General features: G+C 74.4%; 14 protein-coding genes and 1 tRNA gene. 7 read left to right on the plus strand and 8 right to left on the minus strand.

The window, feature by feature from the left end; genetic code table 11:
- The first annotated feature begins 1 nt into the window (after nt 1).
- The gene (locus tag WA788_RS15635) at nt 2–2,308 is read left to right on the plus strand and encodes a xanthine dehydrogenase family protein molybdopterin-binding subunit (RefSeq protein ID WP_335978063.1); all 2,307 of its coding nucleotides are present in this window, start codon (nt 2–4) and stop codon (nt 2,306–2,308) included.
- A gap of 68 nt (nt 2,309–2,376) precedes the next feature.
- Here WA788_RS15635 and WA788_RS15640 read toward each other — a convergent pair whose 3' ends face one another.
- From WA788_RS15640 to WA788_RS15650, 3 genes are all read right to left on the minus strand, one after another.
- On the minus strand, nt 2,377–3,108 hold the full coding sequence (locus WA788_RS15640) for an isocitrate lyase/PEP mutase family protein (RefSeq protein WP_335977720.1): 732 nt from the start codon (nt 3,106–3,108) through the stop codon (nt 2,377–2,379).
- Nucleotides 3,105–3,551, minus strand: a complete 447-nt coding sequence (locus tag WA788_RS15645; RefSeq protein WP_335977723.1) for a carboxymuconolactone decarboxylase family protein — start codon at nt 3,549–3,551, stop codon at nt 3,105–3,107. Before WA788_RS15645 ends, WA788_RS15640 begins: the two co-directional genes overlap by 4 nt.
- 79 nt (nt 3,552–3,630) lie before the next feature.
- Nucleotides 3,631–3,864, minus strand: a complete 234-nt coding sequence (locus tag WA788_RS15650) for a hypothetical protein (RefSeq protein ID WP_335977725.1) — start codon at nt 3,862–3,864, stop codon at nt 3,631–3,633.
- 301 nt (nt 3,865–4,165) lie between these two features.
- Here WA788_RS15650 and WA788_RS15655 point away from each other — a divergent pair, with 301 nt between their 5' ends.
- Nucleotides 4,166–5,314 carry an SPFH domain-containing protein gene (locus WA788_RS15655; protein WP_335977727.1) on the plus strand — a complete coding sequence of 383 codons (1,149 nt, stop codon included), beginning with the start codon at nt 4,166–4,168 and terminating at the stop codon, nt 5,312–5,314.
- A gap of 159 nt (nt 5,315–5,473) precedes the next feature.
- On the plus strand, nt 5,474–6,634 hold the full coding sequence (locus WA788_RS15660; protein WP_335977729.1) for a hypothetical protein: 1,161 nt from the start codon (nt 5,474–5,476) through the stop codon (nt 6,632–6,634).
- 60 nt (nt 6,635–6,694) lie between these two features.
- On the opposite strand, the gene WA788_RS15665 is transcribed toward WA788_RS15660, so the two are convergent.
- Nucleotides 6,695–6,768, minus strand: a tRNA-Cys gene (locus tag WA788_RS15665).
- Nucleotides 6,769–6,941: 173 nt separating this feature from the next.
- Between WA788_RS15665 and WA788_RS15670 the strand changes: the two genes are divergently transcribed.
- Nucleotides 6,942–8,552, plus strand: coding sequence for an MFS transporter (locus WA788_RS15670; RefSeq protein ID WP_335977731.1), 1,611 nt, complete (start codon nt 6,942–6,944; stop codon nt 8,550–8,552).
- Here the strand turns inward: WA788_RS15670 and WA788_RS15675 are convergent.
- Nucleotides 8,525–9,706, minus strand: a complete 1,182-nt coding sequence (locus tag WA788_RS15675; RefSeq protein ID WP_335977734.1) for a hypothetical protein — start codon at nt 9,704–9,706, stop codon at nt 8,525–8,527. The genes WA788_RS15670 and WA788_RS15675 overlap by 28 nt on opposite strands.
- A gap of 375 nt (nt 9,707–10,081) precedes the next feature.
- On the opposite strand from WA788_RS15675, the gene WA788_RS15680 reads away from it, so the two are divergent.
- From WA788_RS15680 to WA788_RS15690, 3 genes are all read left to right on the plus strand, one after another.
- Nucleotides 10,082–11,875: a DEAD/DEAH box helicase gene (locus WA788_RS15680; RefSeq protein WP_335977736.1), complete on the plus strand. Its 1,794-nt coding sequence runs from the start codon at nt 10,082–10,084 to the stop codon at nt 11,873–11,875.
- Nucleotides 11,876–12,142: 267 nt separating this feature from the next.
- Complete coding sequence (locus WA788_RS15685) at nt 12,143–12,913, plus strand: IclR family transcriptional regulator (protein WP_335977739.1); 771 nt, start codon at nt 12,143–12,145, stop codon at nt 12,911–12,913.
- Between the two features lie 309 nt (nt 12,914–13,222).
- Nucleotides 13,223–14,011, plus strand: a complete 789-nt coding sequence (locus tag WA788_RS15690) for a hypothetical protein (RefSeq protein WP_335977740.1) — start codon at nt 13,223–13,225, stop codon at nt 14,009–14,011.
- 4 nt (nt 14,012–14,015) lie between these two features.
- Here WA788_RS15690 and WA788_RS15695 read toward each other — a convergent pair whose 3' ends face one another.
- From WA788_RS15695 to WA788_RS15705, 3 genes are all read right to left on the minus strand, one after another.
- Nucleotides 14,016–15,368 carry an MFS transporter gene (locus WA788_RS15695; protein ID WP_335977743.1) on the minus strand — a complete coding sequence of 451 codons (1,353 nt, stop codon included), beginning with the start codon at nt 15,366–15,368 and terminating at the stop codon, nt 14,016–14,018.
- Nucleotides 15,369–15,433: 65 nt separating this feature from the next.
- On the minus strand, nt 15,434–16,018 hold the full coding sequence (locus WA788_RS15700; protein ID WP_335978066.1) for an ArsR/SmtB family transcription factor: 585 nt from the start codon (nt 16,016–16,018) through the stop codon (nt 15,434–15,436).
- A 137-nt stretch (nt 16,019–16,155) separates the two neighbouring features.
- Nucleotides 16,156–17,118 carry a glycine betaine ABC transporter substrate-binding protein gene (locus WA788_RS15705; RefSeq protein ID WP_335978068.1) on the minus strand — a complete coding sequence of 321 codons (963 nt, stop codon included), beginning with the start codon at nt 17,116–17,118 and terminating at the stop codon, nt 16,156–16,158.
- Between the last annotated feature and the right edge of the window lie 25 nt (nt 17,119–17,143).

The raw sequence follows: 17,143 nt of genomic DNA on the forward strand, positions 1-17,143 counted from the left end.
CATCGTCGAGGGCCCCTCAGTGGTGGCCGAGACCCCGGCCGGGCCGAGCGGCGAGCCGCACGGCATCGGCGCGCCCGTGCCCTCCGCCGACGCGCTGCCGAAGACCCAGGGCACCTACCCCTACGCCGCCGACCTGTGGGCCGAGGGCCTGCTGTGGGCGGCCGTGCTGCGCTCGCCCTACCCGCACGCGCGGATCACCCGCATCGACACTTCCGAAGCGGTCGCCATGCCCGGCGTGCGCGCCGTGGTCACCCACGAGGACGTGCCCGGCGACGCCATGCACGGCCGCAAGGTCGCCGACCGGCCGGTCTTCGCCCACGACGTGGTCCGCCACCACGGCGAGCCCATCGCCGCGGTCGCCGCCGACCACCCCGACACCGCCCGGCTGGCCGCGGCCGCGATCCTCGTCGAGTACGAGGTGCTGGAGCCGGTCACCGACCCGGAGAAGGCGTTCGCGGCCCCGCCGCTGCACCCCGACGGCAACCTGATCCGGCACATCCCGCTGCGCTTCGGCGACGCGGACGCGGTCGGCGAGATCGTGGTGGAGGGCCTGTACCGGGTCGGCCGCCAGGACCCCGCGCCGATCGGCGCCGAGGCGGGCCTGGCCGTGCCGCGCCCGGACGGCGGCGTGGAGCTGTACGTCGCCTCCACCGACCCGCACGCCGACCGGGACATCGCCGCCGCCTGCTTCGGCCTGGAGGCCGACCGGGTCAAGGTCGTCGTCACCGGCGTGCCCGGCGCGATGGGCGACCGCGAGGACTCCGGCATCCAACTGCCGCTGGGCCTGCTGGCCTTGCGCACCGGCTGCCCGGTGAAGTTCGTGGCCACCCGGGAGGAGTCCTTCCTCGGCCACGCCCACCGCCACCCCACCCTGCTGCGCTACCGCCACCACGCCGACGCCGAAGGCCGCCTGGTCAAGGTCGAGGCGCAGATCCTGCTCGACGCGGGCGCCTACGCCGACGCCTCCTCCGACGCGCTCGCCGCCGCGGTCTCCTTCGCCGCCGGCCCGTACGTGGTCCCGCACGTCTTCGTCGAGGGCTGGGTGGTGCGCACCAACAACCCGCCCTCCGGCCACGTCCGCGGCGAGGGCGCCCTCCAGGTCTGCGCCGCGTACGAGGGCCAGATGGACAAGCTCGCCGCCAAACTCGGCCTCGACCCGGCCGAGATCCGGATGCGCAACGTGCTCGCCACCGGCGACCTGCTGCCCACCGGGCAGACCGTCACCTGCCCGGCGCCGGTCGGCGAACTGCTGAAGTCGGTCCGCGACGCCGACCTGCCGCCGCTGCCCGACGGCGACGACGAGTCGCAGTGGCTGCTGCCCGGCGGAGTCTGCGGCGCCGGCGAGCCCGGGGCGGTGCGCCGCGGCGTCGGCTACGCGCTCGGCATGGTGCACGTCCTGGGCGCCGAGGGCGCCGACGAGGTGTCCACCGCGACCGTCCGCATCCACGACGGCCGCGCCACCGTCATCTGCGCGGCCGTCGAGACCGGGCAGGGGTTCACCACGCTGGCCCGGCAGATCGTGCAGGAGGTGCTCGGCGTCGACGACGTGCGGGTGCTGCCCTCCGACACCGACCAGCCCCCCGCCGGGCCCGCCGCCCGCGGCCGCCACACCTGGGTGTCGGGCGGGGCGGTGGAGCGCGCCGCGAAGATGGTCCGCACCCAGCTGCTCCAGCCGCTCGCGGCGAAGTTCGGCATGTCCGTGGAGCTGCTGTCCATCGCCGACGGCAAGATCACCTCCTACGACGGGGTGCTCTCCACGACCGTCGCCGAGACGCTCGACGGCAAGGAGCTGTGGGCCACCGCCCAGTGCCGGCCGCACCCCACCGACCGGCTCGACGACAACGGCCAGGGCGACGCGTTCGTCGGGCTGACCTTCTGCGCGATCCGCGCCGTGGTCGACGTCGACATCGAGCTGGGCGCGGTCCGCGTGGTCGAGCTGGCCGTCGCGCAGGACGTCGGGCGCGTGCTCAACCCGCGGCAGCTCGCCGCCCGGATCGAGGCCGGGGTCACCCAGGGGGTCGGGCTCGCCCTCATGGAGGACCTGCGGGCGCCGCGCGGCGTCATCAAGCGGCCCAACCTCACCGGGTACTGTCTGCCGACCGCCCTCGACGCCCCCGACGTGCGGGTCGTCAAACTCGTCGAGGAGCGCGACGTCGTCGCCCCCTTCGGGGCCAAGGCGGTCTCCGCGGTGCCGGTCGTGACCTCCCCTGCGGCCGTCGCCGCCGCCGTCCGCGCCGCCACCGGCCGCCCCGTCAACCGCCTCCCCATCCGCCCCCAAGCGGCTGTCGTCAAACCCCCCACCGCGTAACGCTGTTCCCCGCACTCCCCGCACCTCCGAGGGGGCGCGGGGAGCCCGGGCGGTCCGGCGACGGCGGGTCAGGAGGCCAGGCCCGCCGCGACCTCGCGCAACGCGTCCAGCGCCTGGTGGTGGAGCCCTCCGCCGAACGTCACCCGGGCGGCACCGAACACCCCGAGTTCACGCGGCGCCGGCCCACCCGCCCGGCACAGCGCGTTCACCGGCAGGCCGACCCCCGCCGCGATCGCGGCGAGCTGCGCCGGCGGCGCGAGGATCGGGTAGAGCACGTCCGCACCCGCCGCCGCGTACCGCACCCCGCGGGCGATCGCGGCCGCGGGCGTACGGTCCGACCCCCGCAGATACGTGTCCACCCGCGCGTTGACCACGAGCGCGTCGCCCGCCGCGGCCCGCACCTCCGCCAGGAACTCCGCCTGCTCGCCCGGGTCCCGCAGGGTCCCCGTCGCCGGGTCGGAGTCCTCCAGGTTGCAGCCGGCCGCACCGGCCGCCAGCAGCCGTTCCACCAACTCCGCGGCGGGCAGCCCGTATCCGGCCTCGACGTCCGCGGTCACGGGGACGTCCACGGCCCGGGTGATCCGGCCGATCGCGGCGAACATCTCGTCCGGGGGCGTGCCCTGGCCGTCGGCGTACCCGAGCGCAGCGGACACCCCCTCGCTGGGCGTCGCGAGCGCCGGGAACCCCGCGTCCGCGAAGACCTTCGCGCTCGCCGCGTCCCACGGCCCGGGCAGCACCAGCGGATCGCCGGGGGCGCGGCCGTGGTGCAGCGCCCGCAGCGCCTGCGCGCCGCCGCTCACACCAGGTTCCCGGGAGCCGTCCGGTACGCCACGTTGAAGCGGTTCCACGCGTTGATCGCCACGATCGCGCTGACCAGCCGGGCGAGTTCCGCCTCGCCGAAGTGCGCGGCGGCCCGCGCGTACACCTCGTCCGGCACGAACCCCTCGGTGAGCAGCGTGACCGCCTCGGTCAGCGCCAGCGCCGCCCGCTCCCGCTCCGTGTACAGCCCGTCGACCTCCTCCCACGCGGCCAGCAGGTCGAGCCGCTCCTCGCTCTCGCCCGCCTTGCGCGCCTCCTTCAGGTGCATGTCCAGGCAGAACGCGCACCGGTTGATCTGCGAGGCCCTGATCTTCACCAGCTCCCCGACCACCGGGTCCAGCCCTTCCACCGCGGCCTGGCCGAACGCCCGCATCGCCTTGAACACGTCCGGCGCCAGCCGTGCGTAACTTCCTCGTTGCGTCATACCCCCGACGCTACGACCCCCCACCCCGCCCCCCTTGGTCCACTCCACCCCCCGTTCCCCGGGCCAATCCCCGCGGGCGTCAGGGCAGGGCGACGCGCAGGACGTAGCCGGCGTGGCCGGCGAGGGTGAGGCCGGACGGCGAGGCGGCCATGGTGGTGGGCAGGGCGCAAGGGAGGGCGGTGGCGCGGACGGGGTGGGGGAGGTGGCAGGTGCCGGAGGTCGCGTCCGTGGCGGCGCGGGCGACGAGTTGGGCGGTGCCGTCGTGCAGGTGGAGGACGTAGCTGCGGTCGGACGCGGACACCAGGGCGTACACACCGTGGGCACCGTCGCCCGGGGCGTGCGGGGCCGGTCGGCGCGGCGGTAACGGACATGTCGGTGTATCCCCCCTGCGGACGGTGGCCGGGTGAGCGGCCCCGTGGTCCTGGACGTTCCACCGTAGGTGCCGGGCCGCGGGCCCGGCGCGGATTCGGCGGGAACCGGGGGGAAGGGGGCGGGCGTCATGGGGGTGGCGGGGGTGGGCGGTTGCTAGAGTGCCGGGGTTCGGGCGTGCCCGGGCTTTTGGGCGGTAACAGACGGCAATTGGGGCAAGTCGCGCGTGCAGCGCGGAATGGGGGATGGGCGTGGGACTGTTCGACGCGATCCGCGGCGAGTTCATCGACATCGTGGAGTGGACCGACGACAGCCGGGACACCATCGTGTGGCGCTTCCCGCGGCACGACAACGAGATCAAGATGGGCGCGAAGCTCATCGTGCGTGAGTCCCAGACGGCCGTGTTCGTCAACGAGGGCCAGATCGCCGACGTGTTCACGCCGGGCACCTACACCCTCCACACTCAGAACATGCCGATCCTGTCCACGCTCAAGGGCTGGAAGTACGGCTTCGATTCGCCGTTCAAGGCCGAGGTCTACTTCGTCACGACCCGCCAGTTCACCGACATGAAGTGGGGCACGGCGAACCCGGTGATCGTGCGGGACGCCGAGTTCGGGATGGTACGGCTGCGGGCCTTCGGCTCGTTCGCCGCGAAGGTGGTGGACGCGGCCGCGCTGCTGCGCGAACTGGCCGGCACCGACCCGCAGTTCCGCACCGAGGAGGTGCAGGAGTACCTGCGCCAGCTCATCGTCGGCCGGCTGTCCACCGCACTGGCCACCTCGGGTGTGCCGATGCTGGACCTGGCCACGCAGCAGGACGCGATCGGCACCCGGCTGGCCGGTGTGCTCACGCAGGAGCTGGCGCCGGTCGGCATCTCGGTGCCGAAGTTCGTGATCGAGAACATCTCGCTGCCGCCGGAGGTCGAGGAGGCCATCGACACCCGGTCGCGGATGGGCATCGCGGGCAACCTCGACCAGTACACGCAGTTCCAGGCGGCGAACGCGATCGGGGACGCGGCCCGCAACCCGGGCGGCGGAGGCGAGGGCGTCGGCCTGGGCGTCGGCCTGGCGATGGGCCAGCGGATCGCGGCAGGGCTCGCGCCGCAGGGCCAGCCGGTCCCGCAGGCCCCCGCGGCCGCCGCCCCGGCCCCCGCGCCCGCCGCGGCCACCCCGCCGCCGCTGCCCCAGCCGGCCCAGTGGTTCGTCGGCGTCGGCGGCACCCAGCAGGGCCCCTACGACGCGGCCGCGCTGTCCGGGCTGGTCGGCGCGGGCACCCTCACCCGCGAGACGCTGGTCTGGAAGGACGGTATGGCCGGGTGGCTGCCGGCCGCTCAGGTCCCGGAGGTCGGCGGGCTGTTCGGCGCGGTGCCGCCGCCGCTGCCGCCGCAGGGGTGACCTGAGGCGGTACGGGCGGTACGGGCGCTGCGCACCCCGCTCCCGCACCGCCCGCGCCGCCCGTACCGCGCGCAGCGCACACTCCGCACGCACGCACACCCCGGCGCCGGGCCGGCGTCCCGCACGGACAAGCACACCAACGGTGGGGAGAGCACAGCCATGACCACGCAGGAGCGGGGCCCGGAGGGCTACGGGCCCGCCGCCGGTTCCACGGAAGCCCAGGCACAAACCCAGCCGGCCGTCGGCGTGCAGTCGTACCCCTGCGACGCCTGCGGCGCGACCGTCGAGTTCTCACCGGGCGCAGGCACCCTCAAGTGCCCCTACTGCGGCCACGAGCGCGCCCTCGCCGAGGTGCCCCGCCAGGTCCGCGAGCACCCCATCGAGGAACTCGCGACCCTGCGCGACAAGCCGCGCGCCCTCGTCCTGGGCGAGGCCCGCGCGTTCGTCTGCCCGGGCTGCGGCGCCCGTACCGAGACCGACGACCTGTCGGCGCGCTGCCAGTTCTGCGCCACCCCGCTGGTCGCCGACGCCGAGCAGACCGAGCGGGTGGTGCCGGAGGCGGTCGTCCCGTTCGGCCTGGACCGCGGCGCCGCCCGGGACCGGCTCAACTCCTGGACGTCCTCCCGCTGGTTCGCGCCGAGCAGCCTGAAGAAGGTCACCGAGGCGGAGACGTTCAAGGGCAGCTACCTGCCGCACTGGACCTACGACGCCGCGACCACCTCGCACTACCAGGGCCAGCGCGGCGAGCACTACTACACCACCGAGACCTACACGGCCACGGAGAACGGACAGCAGGTCACCCGCACCCGCCAGGTCCGGCACACCCGCTGGCACCACGCCTCCGGCACCGTAGCCCGCGCCTTCGACGACATCCTGGTGGCCGGCACCACCCACGTGAAGACCGCGCAGCTCGACAAGCTGACCCCGTGGCCGCTTCAGGAGGCGCGCCCCTTCCAGCCGGAGTACCTGGCCGGCTTCCAGACCGTCCGCTACGACGTCGAGCCCGAACAGGGCCTGGAGACGGCCAAGCAGCGGATGGCCACCACGATCGAGGCGGACTGCCGCGCCGACATCGGCGGCGACGAGCAGCGCGTCACCTCCGTCGACACGCGCTACGACGACGTGACGTACAAGCTGATGCTGCTGCCGGTGTGGTTCCTGACCTACCTGCACGCCGGCAGGAGCTGGCAGGTCATGGTGAACGCCCGCACCGGCGAGGTGATCGGCGACCGCCCGTACAGCGCCGCGAAGATCACGGCGGCGATCGCGGCCCTGGTCGTGCTGGTCGCGGTGATCGTGGCGGTGGTCAAGCTCAGGTGACCGAACGGCCGCCGGCCCGGCCCCTTCCTGAAAAGGGTGCCGGGCCGGCGGCCGTTCCACTGGAGGCCGCGACCGGATTCGAACCGGTGTAGCTCGCTTTGCAGACGAGTCCCTGACCACTCGGGCACGCGGCCGCGTGTCCTTGCACGTACGACGATCCCGCCCCGCCCCCGCCCCGGTCAACGCCCCGCCCCGCCCCGCAACACGACTGCCATACGCCGTTCACGCCGCCCCGCGCCCGCCGGGCGAGGGGATCGGCCGGTACCGGTAGGGGAGCAGGGGCCGCGGCGGCCCTTACCCTGGCCGGATGGCACCGACGAGACCGAACCCGGGTACCCGCCGCGGACGGCGGGCTGCCGGCCCGGCGGTACCGCGGCCGGCGAGGTGGCAGGAGCAGGCGGAAAAGGAGGCACCGCGGGGCGGCGGTGACATCGGCGGGCACGTCGGCGCGGACGTCGGCAGTGACCTCGGTGAGGACCTCGGTGAGGACGTCGGCGGGGTGCTGTCGAGGCAGTACCGGGCGCTGACCTTCGGCATCGTCTCCGTGGTGCTGATGATCGCCTTCGAGGCGACCGCCGTGAGCACCGCGATGCCGGTCGCCGCCCGGGACCTGCACGGCGTCGGGCTGTACGCCTTCGCGTTCTCCGGCTACTTCACCACCTCGCTGCTCGCCATGGTCGTCAGCGGGCAGTGGTGCGACCGCAGCGGGCCGCTGGCGCCGCTGAGCTGCGGCATCGCCGGTTTCGGCGCGGGCCTGGTGGTCAGCGGCACCGCCCGCGCGATGGACGTGTTCGTGCTGGGCCGCGCGGTGCAGGGGCTCGGCGGCGGCCTGGTGATCGTGGCGCTGTACGTGGTGGTGGGCCGCGCCTACCCCGAGCGGCTGCGGCCCGCGGTGATGGCCGCGTTCTCCGCGTCCTGGGTGGTGCCCTCGATCGTGGGGCCGCTGGTGTCCGGCACGGTCACCCAGCACCTCGGCTGGCGCTGGGTCTTCCTGGCGATCCCGGTGCTGGTGGTGCTGCCGCTGGCGGTGATGCTGCCGGCGCTGCGCCGGGCCGCCCGGCGCGACCCGCACGAGCGGCCCGCCACCCGGCCTGACGCCCGCCGGATCGGGTGGGCGGGGGCGCTCGCGGCCGGTGCCGCGCTGCTCCAGTACGCCGGGCAGGACCTGCGGCCGCTGTCCGCGCTCCCGGCCGCGGCCGGTCTCGCCCTGCTGGTGCCGGCCGCGCTGCGGCTGCTGCCGCGCGGCACGTTCCGGGCGGTCCGCGGCCTGCCGACGGTGGTGCTGATGCGCGGCATCGCGGCGGGCTCCTTCTTCGCGGCGGAGAGCTTCGTCCCGCTGATGCTCGTCACCCAGCGCGCGCTGTCGCCGACCCTGGCCGGGCTGTCGCTCGCCGGGGGCGGCCTGACCTGGGCGCTGGGCTCCTTCCTCCAGTCCAGGCCGCGGCTCGAACCGCACCGGGAGCGGCTGGCGCAGGCCGGGATGGCGCTCACCGCGGCCGCGATCGGCACGGCGTCGTGCGCGCTGCTGCACGCGGTGCCGCCGTGGATCGTGGCCGTGGCGTGGTGCTGGGGCGGTCTCGGCATGGGACTGACCATCTCGGTCCTGAGCGTGCTGCTGCTGCGGCTGTCCCCGCCCGCGGAGGCCGGCGCCAACTCCGCGGCCCTCCAGGTCGCCGACGCCCTGGCGAACGTCCTGATGGTCGGCGCCGCCGGCACCGTCTTCACCGCGCTGGGCGGCGGCTCGGTCGGTGCGGCCACCGGCGCCGTGGCGGCGGGCGCGGCCACCGGCCACCCGGCCGCGTTCGCCGCGGTGTTCGTGCCGGCCGCGGGCGTGGCGCTGGTGGGCATGCTGGTCGCGGCGCGGCTGCGTACGGCTCGGGCGGACGCGCGTCAGGTGACGGTGACTTCGAGGGTGTAGTGCACCATGCCGTCCAGGGCGAGCCGGCCGTCGCGGTAGGCCATGCCGGCGGGCAGTGCGCAGGGCAGTTGGAGGGCGCTCACCGCGTGCTGGAGGGTGCAGTCGAGGACGTGCGCGGCGGTGCGGCTGTGGGCGACGACGCTGGCCTTGCCGCCGTACAGGTGCAGGACGTAGTCGTCCAGGCCGGCGGTGGCGGTGCCGGTGGGGGTGGGGGCGCCGGTGGAGGTGCTCGTGCCGGCGGCGTCCGCGACCGCGTCGACGTAGACCCCGTCGGCGCCGTCGCCCGCCAGCGACCGCACGGTGAGCCGGTCCGGGCCGCCGGGCAGGCCCGGGATCGTGGCCGGGACGGCGACCTGCGTCTGCCTGCCCGCCGGGGTGACCCGGGTGATGCGGTGGGCCAGGCCGGGAGCGGGGTCGGCGCCCGGCACGAAGTACGCGTCGCCGTCGGCATCGGCGGTGGGGCGTACGGCCCTGGTGTCGGTACCGTCGTCGAGGGAGGACGCGCCCCCCGGGGTGTCCCGCACCTTGGCGGCCGCGCCGTTCGCGACGGTCCAGACCGCGCTGTCGTCCTGGACGACGAGGGCGCCGTCGGAGCGGGTGCCCAGCGGCCGGGCCACGCCCGTGAAGCCGGTGGTGGCGCCGGTGGCGGTCGAGCCGCCCGCCGAGCCGTCTCCTGAGCCGCTGCCCGATCCGCTGCCCGAACTGCCGTCCCCCGAGCCGTCCCCCGAGCCGTCGCCCGCGGCCGTACCGCTGCCCGGTGCCGGGGCCGGGCTGCCCGCCAGCACGGATGCCTTGCCGTGGGCGTCGATCCGCAGCAGGCCGCCGCGGACGCCGACCGCCACGGCGCCGTCGGCCAGCACCGTCAGACCGCCGGTGGTGTAGCCGCCGGCCCGCCAGACCCGGGTGACGACGCGGTCGGGCGAGACCTTGAACAGGTCGGTGCGCAGCAGGTACAGGGAGCCGTCGGGCGCGAAGGCCATGCCGTCGTCGGCGCGGATCGTGTTGAGGTCGAGCCCGGAGCCGGCCTGGTCCGGGGTGAGCAGGATCGACGCCTGCCCGGTGCGCGGCGGCACGTACGGGCTGCCCTTGTCCCGCTCCCGGTACTTCACCACGGCCACCACCGCGACCAGCACGAGCAGCAGCACCGCCGCCACCGCGACGTTCCGCCGCCGCCCCCCGCGCCACACCCGGCGCCCGGACCACCGCCCGGCCCACCCCCGCGCCCCGCGTCCACCGCGTCCGGCCCGGGGCCCTTCCCCGCCGTCCGTCCCGCCCCCACCGGTTCCCATCCCGCCCCCCGCTCCCATCCCGCCCCCTTCTCGGCCACCGCCCCTCGTCGGCTACGCAGTCTGCCGCACCGGGTACGCCCCGCGCGCGACCCCGGCGCCTCATTGTGAGGTGGGTCGCACCGCCGCGGCACACCCGCGCCGCCGCCCGGCACCCGCCGCACCGCCCGGTAGGCTGAGGCGGTTTTCGTACCGAACCGCACCGCGCGCGCCCGCCGCGCCGACAACCCCCTTACGGAGACCGTGACTACCGCCGCCTCGCACCCCCACTCCCACCACCTGTCGCCCGCCTTCCCCGGGAGGGCCCCCTGGGGCACGGCGAACAAGCTGCGGGCCTGGCAGCAGGGCGCCATCGACGCCTACGTGGCCGCGCAGCCGCGGGACTTCCTCGCGGTGGCGACGCCGGGCGCCGGCAAGACCACGTTCGCGCTCAGCCTGGCGTCCTACCTGCTGCACAACCACATGGTGCAGCAGATCACCGTGGTCGCCCCGACCGAGCACCTCAAGACGCAGTGGGCGGACGCCGCGGCGCGGATAGGGATCAAGCTCGACCCGGACTACAGCGCGGGCCCGGTCGGCCGCGAGTTCCACGGCGTCGCGGTGACGTACGCGGGTGTCGGGGTGCGGCCGATGCTGCACCGCAACCGCTGCGAGCAGCGCAAGACCCTGGTGATCCTCGACGAGATCCACCACGCCGGCGACAGCAAGTCCTGGGGCGAGGCGTGCCTGGAGGCGTTCGAGCCGGCCACCCGCCGGCTCGCGCTGACCGGCACCCCGTTCCGCTCCGACACCAACCCGATCCCGTTCGTGGTCTACGAGGAGGGCAACGACGGCATCCGCCGCTCCGCCGCCGACTACACGTACGGATACGGCAGCGCGCTCGCCGACGGCGTGGTCCGCCCGGTGATCTTCCTCAGCTACTCCGGCACCATGCGCTGGCGCACCCGGGCCGGCGACGAGCTGTCCGCGCGGCTGGGCGAGCCGATGACCAAGGACGCCACCGCCCAGGCGTGGCGCACCGCGCTCGCGCCCACCGGCGAGTGGATTCCCAACGTGCTCAAGAGCGCCGACCAGCGGCTGACCGAGGTCCGCAAGGGCATCCCGGACGCGGGCGGCCTGGTGATCGCCACCGACCAGGACTCCGCCCGCGCCTACGCCAAGCTCCTCAAGGAGCTGACCGGACACAAGCCGACGCTGGTGCTCTCCGACGACACCGGCGCCTCCAAGCGGATCGAGGAGTTCTCCGCGTCCGACGACCGCTGGATGGTCGCGGTCCGGATGGTCTCCGAGGGCGTCGACGTGCCGCGCCTGGCGGTCGGCGTCTACGCCACCACCATCTCCACCCCGCTGTTCTTCGCGCAGGCGGTGGGGCGCTTCGTGCGGTCCCGGCGGCGCGGCGAGACCGCGTCGGTGTTCGTGCCGACCATCCCGATGCTGCTGGAGTTCGCGAACGAGATGGAGGTCGAGCGCGACCACGTGCTCGACAAGCCGAAGAAGGCGGGCGAGGAGGACCCGTTCGCCGAGGAGGACAAGCTGCTCGCCGAGGCCGAGCGGGCCGAGGACGAGGCCACCGACGACGACATGCTGCCGTTCGAGGCGCTGGAGTCCGACGCGGTCTTCGACCGGGTGCTCTACGACGGCGCCGAGTTCGGCATGCAGGCCCACCCGGGCAGCGAGGAGGAGCAGGACTACCTCGGCATCCCCGGGCTGCTGGAGCCGGACCAGGTGCAGATACTGCTCCAGCGGCGGCAGGCCCGGCAGATCTCGCACAGCAGGAAGAAACCGGACGAAGAGGCCGACCTGCTCGAACTGCCCGCCGAGCGGCGGCCGATCGTCACCCACCGCCAGCTGCTCGAACTGCGCAAACAGCTCAACACGCTGGTCGCCGCATACCACCACCAGAGCGGCAAACCGCACGGCGTCGTCCACAACGAGCTGCGCCGGGTCTGCGGCGGCCCGCCCAGCGCGGAGGCGAGCGCCGGGCAGCTGGCCGAGCGCATCAAGAAGGTCCAGGAGTGGGCGACCCGAATGCGGTGATCTCCGCCGGATTGTAGGTGATCGGCCCCGCGTCGAACCTCAAAGTCCGGTCAAGGGAACGCCCGGATTGTGGACGACCCCTTCCGCTGAGCGGTACTCCCTCGCTACGGTGCCGGTCACGCACGCGCCGTGGCAGTGCAGCCGCGGAGCGCAGCCGGGTAACGAAACCGACCGGCGGCCTCTCCGCGCACTGCCCCGGGACCGGCAGTGCGCACCCCGCAGCTGGGGCAGTGGGATGCGCCGCCGATTTCACGAGGAGGGGGCGTCGTGACCGCGGAGACGTCTCAAACGCTCGACCGGGGCCTACGGGTCCTCAAGCTGCTCGCCGACACCGACCACGGGCTGACCGTGACGGAGCTGGCGGCCAAGCTCGGGGTGAACCGCACGGTGGTCTACCGCCTGCTGGCCACGCTGGAGCAGCACTCGCTGGTCCGCCGGGACCTCGGGGGACGGGCCAGGGTGGGGCTCGGCGTGCTGGGCCTGGCGCACCAGGTGCACCCGCTGCTGCGGGAGGCGGCGCTGCCCGCGCTGCGCGCCCTGGCCGAGGACATCGGCGCGACGGCCCACCTGACCCTCGTCGACGGCACCGAGGCGCTGGCCGTCGCCGTGGTCGAGCCGACCTGGACCGACTACCACGTCGCCTACCGCACCGGCTTCCGGCACCCGCTCGACCGCGGCGCCGCCGGGCGCGCGATCCTCGCCGGGCGCGGCATGCAGCCGACCGCCGACGGCGTGGGCTGGGAGCGGGTCGAGAGCGAGGAACTCGCCGGGTTCGCCGCGCGTTCCGCCGGGCTCGCCGAGCACGGCTTCGACGGCACCGACCGCGTCATCGGCGCCGGCGGCGCCGTCGGCCAGGCCCGCTGCGTCATCACCTCCGGTGAACTCGAGGCCGGCGCCGCCGGCGCCGCCGCACCCCTCCTCGGCGTCCCCGGCATCGAAGGCAGCGTCGGCGTCGTCATGCTCGCCGATTCCGTCCCGGAGCGCGTCGGCCACCGCGTGGTCGAGGCCGCCATCGAGGTCTCCGAAGCCCTCCGCTGACCCTCCGGGGTGGTGCGTTCCGCCGGTTCCGGGACCACCCGCCGGTGGTGGGCTTGTCGCGCAGTTCCCCGCGCCCCTTCGGCTCCGCGCCGTTGGGGTTGCGGACTGCTGCCCGGCTATCGGCCGGTGGCCTGTTGCGCGCGCAGTTCCCCGCGCCCCTTCGGGCGCGAGCTTCTTTTCGCGGCAAGAGCCGAGCGTAATCCAGGGGCGCGGGGAACTGCGCGACCAGCCACCGCGGACCGCAAGGTCCCGGAACGGGCAGGACGGGGGCACCCGGGAGGGTCCCGCCCACCCGATAAGCTTCGCGGCATGCCTGCCGTTTCCCGCCGCACCCTGATCCTCGGCCTGTGCGGCGCGTTCGTGGTCGCCCTGCTGGCCGTCGCCGCGTTCGCGCCGCTCCCGATGTCGATCGTGGTGCCCGGGTTGACCGCGAACGTCCTGGGCGCGGACAAGGGCACCCCGGTGATCACGGTGACCGGCGCGCAGACCCGCACCACCAGCGGCCAGCTCCGGCTGGTGACCGTCGCGGCGACGGCCCCGAACGCCTCGGTGCACTTCTCGGACGTCGCGAAGGCGTGGTTCAGCTCCGGCAAGGCGGTGATGCCCCGCGACTCGGTCTACCCGACCGGAGGCTCCGTCGAGGAGATCCAGAAGGCGAACCAGAAGGAGATGACCGACTCGCAGCAGGACGCCACCACCGCGGCCCTGAAGCACTTGGGCCTGTCGCCGTCGAAGGTGAAGGTCACCCTGCGGCTGGCGGACGTCGGCGGCCCGAGCGCGGGCCTGCTCTTCACCCTGGGCATCATCGACAAGGTCGAGGGCGACGGCCACGGCGGCGACCTGACCGGCGGCAAGGTGATCGCGGGCACCGGCACCATCGACGGCTCCGGCAAGGTCGGCGCGGTCGGCGGGGTCCCGCTGAAGGAGAAAGCCGCGGTCCGCGACGGCGCCACCGTCTTCATCGTGCCGCGCGGCGAGTGCAGCGACGCCAAGGCCGCGCTGCCCGGCGGGCTGAAGCTGGTCCCCGTCACCACACTGGACGGTGCCCTGTCCGCGCTGGCCGACCTGCGCGCGGGCCGCCGGACCCCCACCTGCTGAGCCGCTACACCTCGGCGCCGACCTGCTCCTGGGCCTCGGCGGCCGCCTCCGCCCCGGCCGCGTCCCACGCGCGGAACGCGGGCAGCACCAGCGGGCTCAGCGTGGCCAGCAGGTAGAGCGCGCTGACCGCCAGCATCCCGGTGCGCAGGCCCGCGTACTGCACGACGTACCCGCCGAGCAGGCCGCCCAGCGGCACCGCGACCAGTACGCCCGAGGTCACCGCGCCGAACACCCGGCTGCGCAGCCGCTCCGGGATCAGCCGCACCATCTCGGTGCCGATGATCGGGTTGAGCACGCCCGCGCCGAGCCCGCACAGCGCGCAGACCACCAGCAGCGGGGCCAGTCCGGGCAGCAGCGCGGCCACCGCCGTCCGCGGGAAGCCGCAGACCAGGAACCCGCCGATGTACAGGGCCCGTTGCGAGAAGCGGTGCCCGACCACCCCGAAGAGCAGCGACCCGGCCAGCGCGGAGCAGGCGAACACCCCGGAGACCAGCCCGACGCCGACCGAACCGCCCAGGTGCTCGCGGGCGTCCACCGGCAGCAGCACCGCCGACCACGCCTGGTCCAGCGCGTTGGTCACCATCACCATCGCCACCACCGCGAACAGCAGCCGGGCGCGCAGCAGATAGCGGTATCCCTCGGCGAGCTCGGCCCGGTACGCCGCCAGCTTCCCGCCTCGCCCGCCCCGCGCGCTCCCGGACCGCTCGCCGCGCACCGCGCCGCGGGTCCGCTCGTGCACGCCCAGCCCGATCAGCAGCGCGGAGACCGCGAAGGTGCCCGCGTCCAGCAGCAGGACGTTCGCCGCGCCGATCCCCGCGATCAGCACGCCCGCCAGCGGCGCGCCCAGCATCCGCGCCCCGCGCGTCGCGCCCTCGTACCCGCTGGAGGCGCGGGCGACCGTGGTGCCCGCGCGGGCGGCCAGCCGCGGCATCAGCACCTCGCGGGCGGTCTCGCCGGGGGAGTGGAACAGCCCGCTGACCGCCACCAGCACCAGCAGCAGCCCGTACGTGAGGTGCCCGGTGGCGTGCAGGACGGGGACGGCGACCGTGGCCAGCGCGCAGACGGTGTCGGAGACGACGCTGGTGACGGTGTAGCCGAGCCGGTCGATGAGCGGGCCGCCGAGCAGCGCCGCCAGCACCACCGGCACGGTGGAGGCGAAGGCGACCAGCCCCGCGCGGGCCGGGCTGCCGGTGGTGGCGAGCACGAACCACGGGACGGCGACCAGCGTGAGCATGTTGCCCGCGACGGAGACGACGTTGGCGGTGAGCAGCAGGGCGAGCGGGCGGCGGTCCCTGGGGCCGGCGGATATCCCGCCGGCGGGGTCCGGCCCGGAAGCGGGCATGGCTGATGAACTCATGGCGGGTCCCCCCGTGAGTGCGATGAGCGGTATGGGATCAGTGCGGGTGTGGGTGTCGGGACAGGTCAGTCGACGCGGCGCGGGAACGCGTGGAAGTGGACGCGTACGCTCGCCGAGCCGTCGGCGGCCGGGCTGCGCGGGTGCTCGCCCTCGGCAGGCTCCGGCACCCGGTCGCGGTAGGACTCGATCAACTCCTCGACGCGGCGCCCGAGTTCGGCCGCGAGTTCGGGGGTCAGCCGCAGCGTGAAGCTGCTGATGTCCCCCGACTCCCGCCAGGGCTCGGGCCATTCGTCGGAGGTGCCGAGCCAGGTGGTGAGGGCCTCGGCGTGCTCCACCGCGATCTGGTGCATGAACGACCGCATGGCGCCGCGCACTTCGGGGTCGGCGTGCCCCAGGAACTCCTGGGCGCTGTCGAACCGGGTGCCGCGGTGCACCGCCTTCCACCACCGCTCGCGGCCGGTGCCGCGCTCCGGGTCGTCGGCCACGAAGCCGTGCGCGGCGAGCTGGCGCAGGTGGTAGCTGGTGGCGCCGCTGGACTCGCCGAGCCGCTCGCCGAGCCCGGAGGCGGTGGCGGGGCCGTACTCGCGCAGCGCGGCCATGATCTGCATCCGCAGCGGGTGGGCGAGGGCGCGCAGCGCGCGCGGGTCCATGACGCGGACCTCGCCCGGCTGGTCGGGGTGGCGGACGCCGTCCGCGGGGTTCTTGGGCACGCCACCACGGTAGGGGAGTGCAAAGATTCTTTGCAAGATTTCTTTGCAAAGAATCTTTGCATCCATCCGGCGGGGGATCAGCCCGCCTTGATGAAGCCCTCCTTCTCCAGCCAGTCCTTCGCCACGTCGTGCGGGTCCTGGCCGTCCACGTCCACCTTCGCGTTGAGCTGCTGCGCGACCGCGGTGGTGAGCTTCGCGCTGAGCGGGTCCAGCAGCCGCGCGATCACCGGGTGCTTGCGGAACGCCTTGGAGTAGATCACCGGCGCCGCGTTGTAGTTGGGGAAGAAGTTCCGGTCGTCCTTCATGACGGTCAGGTTCATCGACCTGATCCGGCCGTCGGTGGTGTACACCTCGCCCAGCAGGCAGGAGTTGCTCTTGTTGATCTGGGTGTAGATGATTCCGGCGTCCATCTTCTGGATGTTCCCCGACGGCAGGCTCATGCCGTACGCCTTCTCCATGCCGACCAGGCCGTCCTGCCGGGACGCGAACTCGTTCTCCACGCAGAGCGTGACGGCCTTGGGGTCCTTGCGGGCCAGCGCGGCCACGTCGGAGAGCGTCCTGAGGTGGTACTTCGCCTCGTTGCGCGCGCTGACCGCCAGCGAGTAGGTGTTGTCGAGGGTGGACGGCGGCAGCCAGGTCAGGCCGTTCTTCAGGTCCGCGTCGCGCACCGCCTGCCACTGCGCGTGCGGGCTCGCGATCGGCGTGGTGTGCCCGAGGTAGGTGATCCAGGCGGTGCCGGTGTACTCGTACATCGCGTCCGCCTGGCCGGACTTGACCGCCTCGCGGGCGCCGATCGACCCGGTGATGTTGGTGCGGTCCAGCACCGAGGCGCCGGCCGCCTTGAAGACCAGGCCGATCATCTCGCCCAGGATGATGTTCTCGCTGAAGTTCTTGGAGGTGACGGTCAGCGAGGCGCCCTTGAGCGGCTTGCCGCGCCCGAGGGTGCCCGGCTGCACATCGTCCACCAGCGGGCTGCCGCTGGTCAGCCCGCAGGAGGAGACCACCGCGAGCGCCGCCAGCCCCGCGGCCGTCGCCGCCACCGCCCGCCGCCCCGTCGGCCGGCGG

This window comes from Streptomyces sp. CA2R106 (assembly GCF_037034245.1).
Lineage (GTDB): Bacteria > Actinomycetota > Actinomycetes > Streptomycetales > Streptomycetaceae > Actinacidiphila.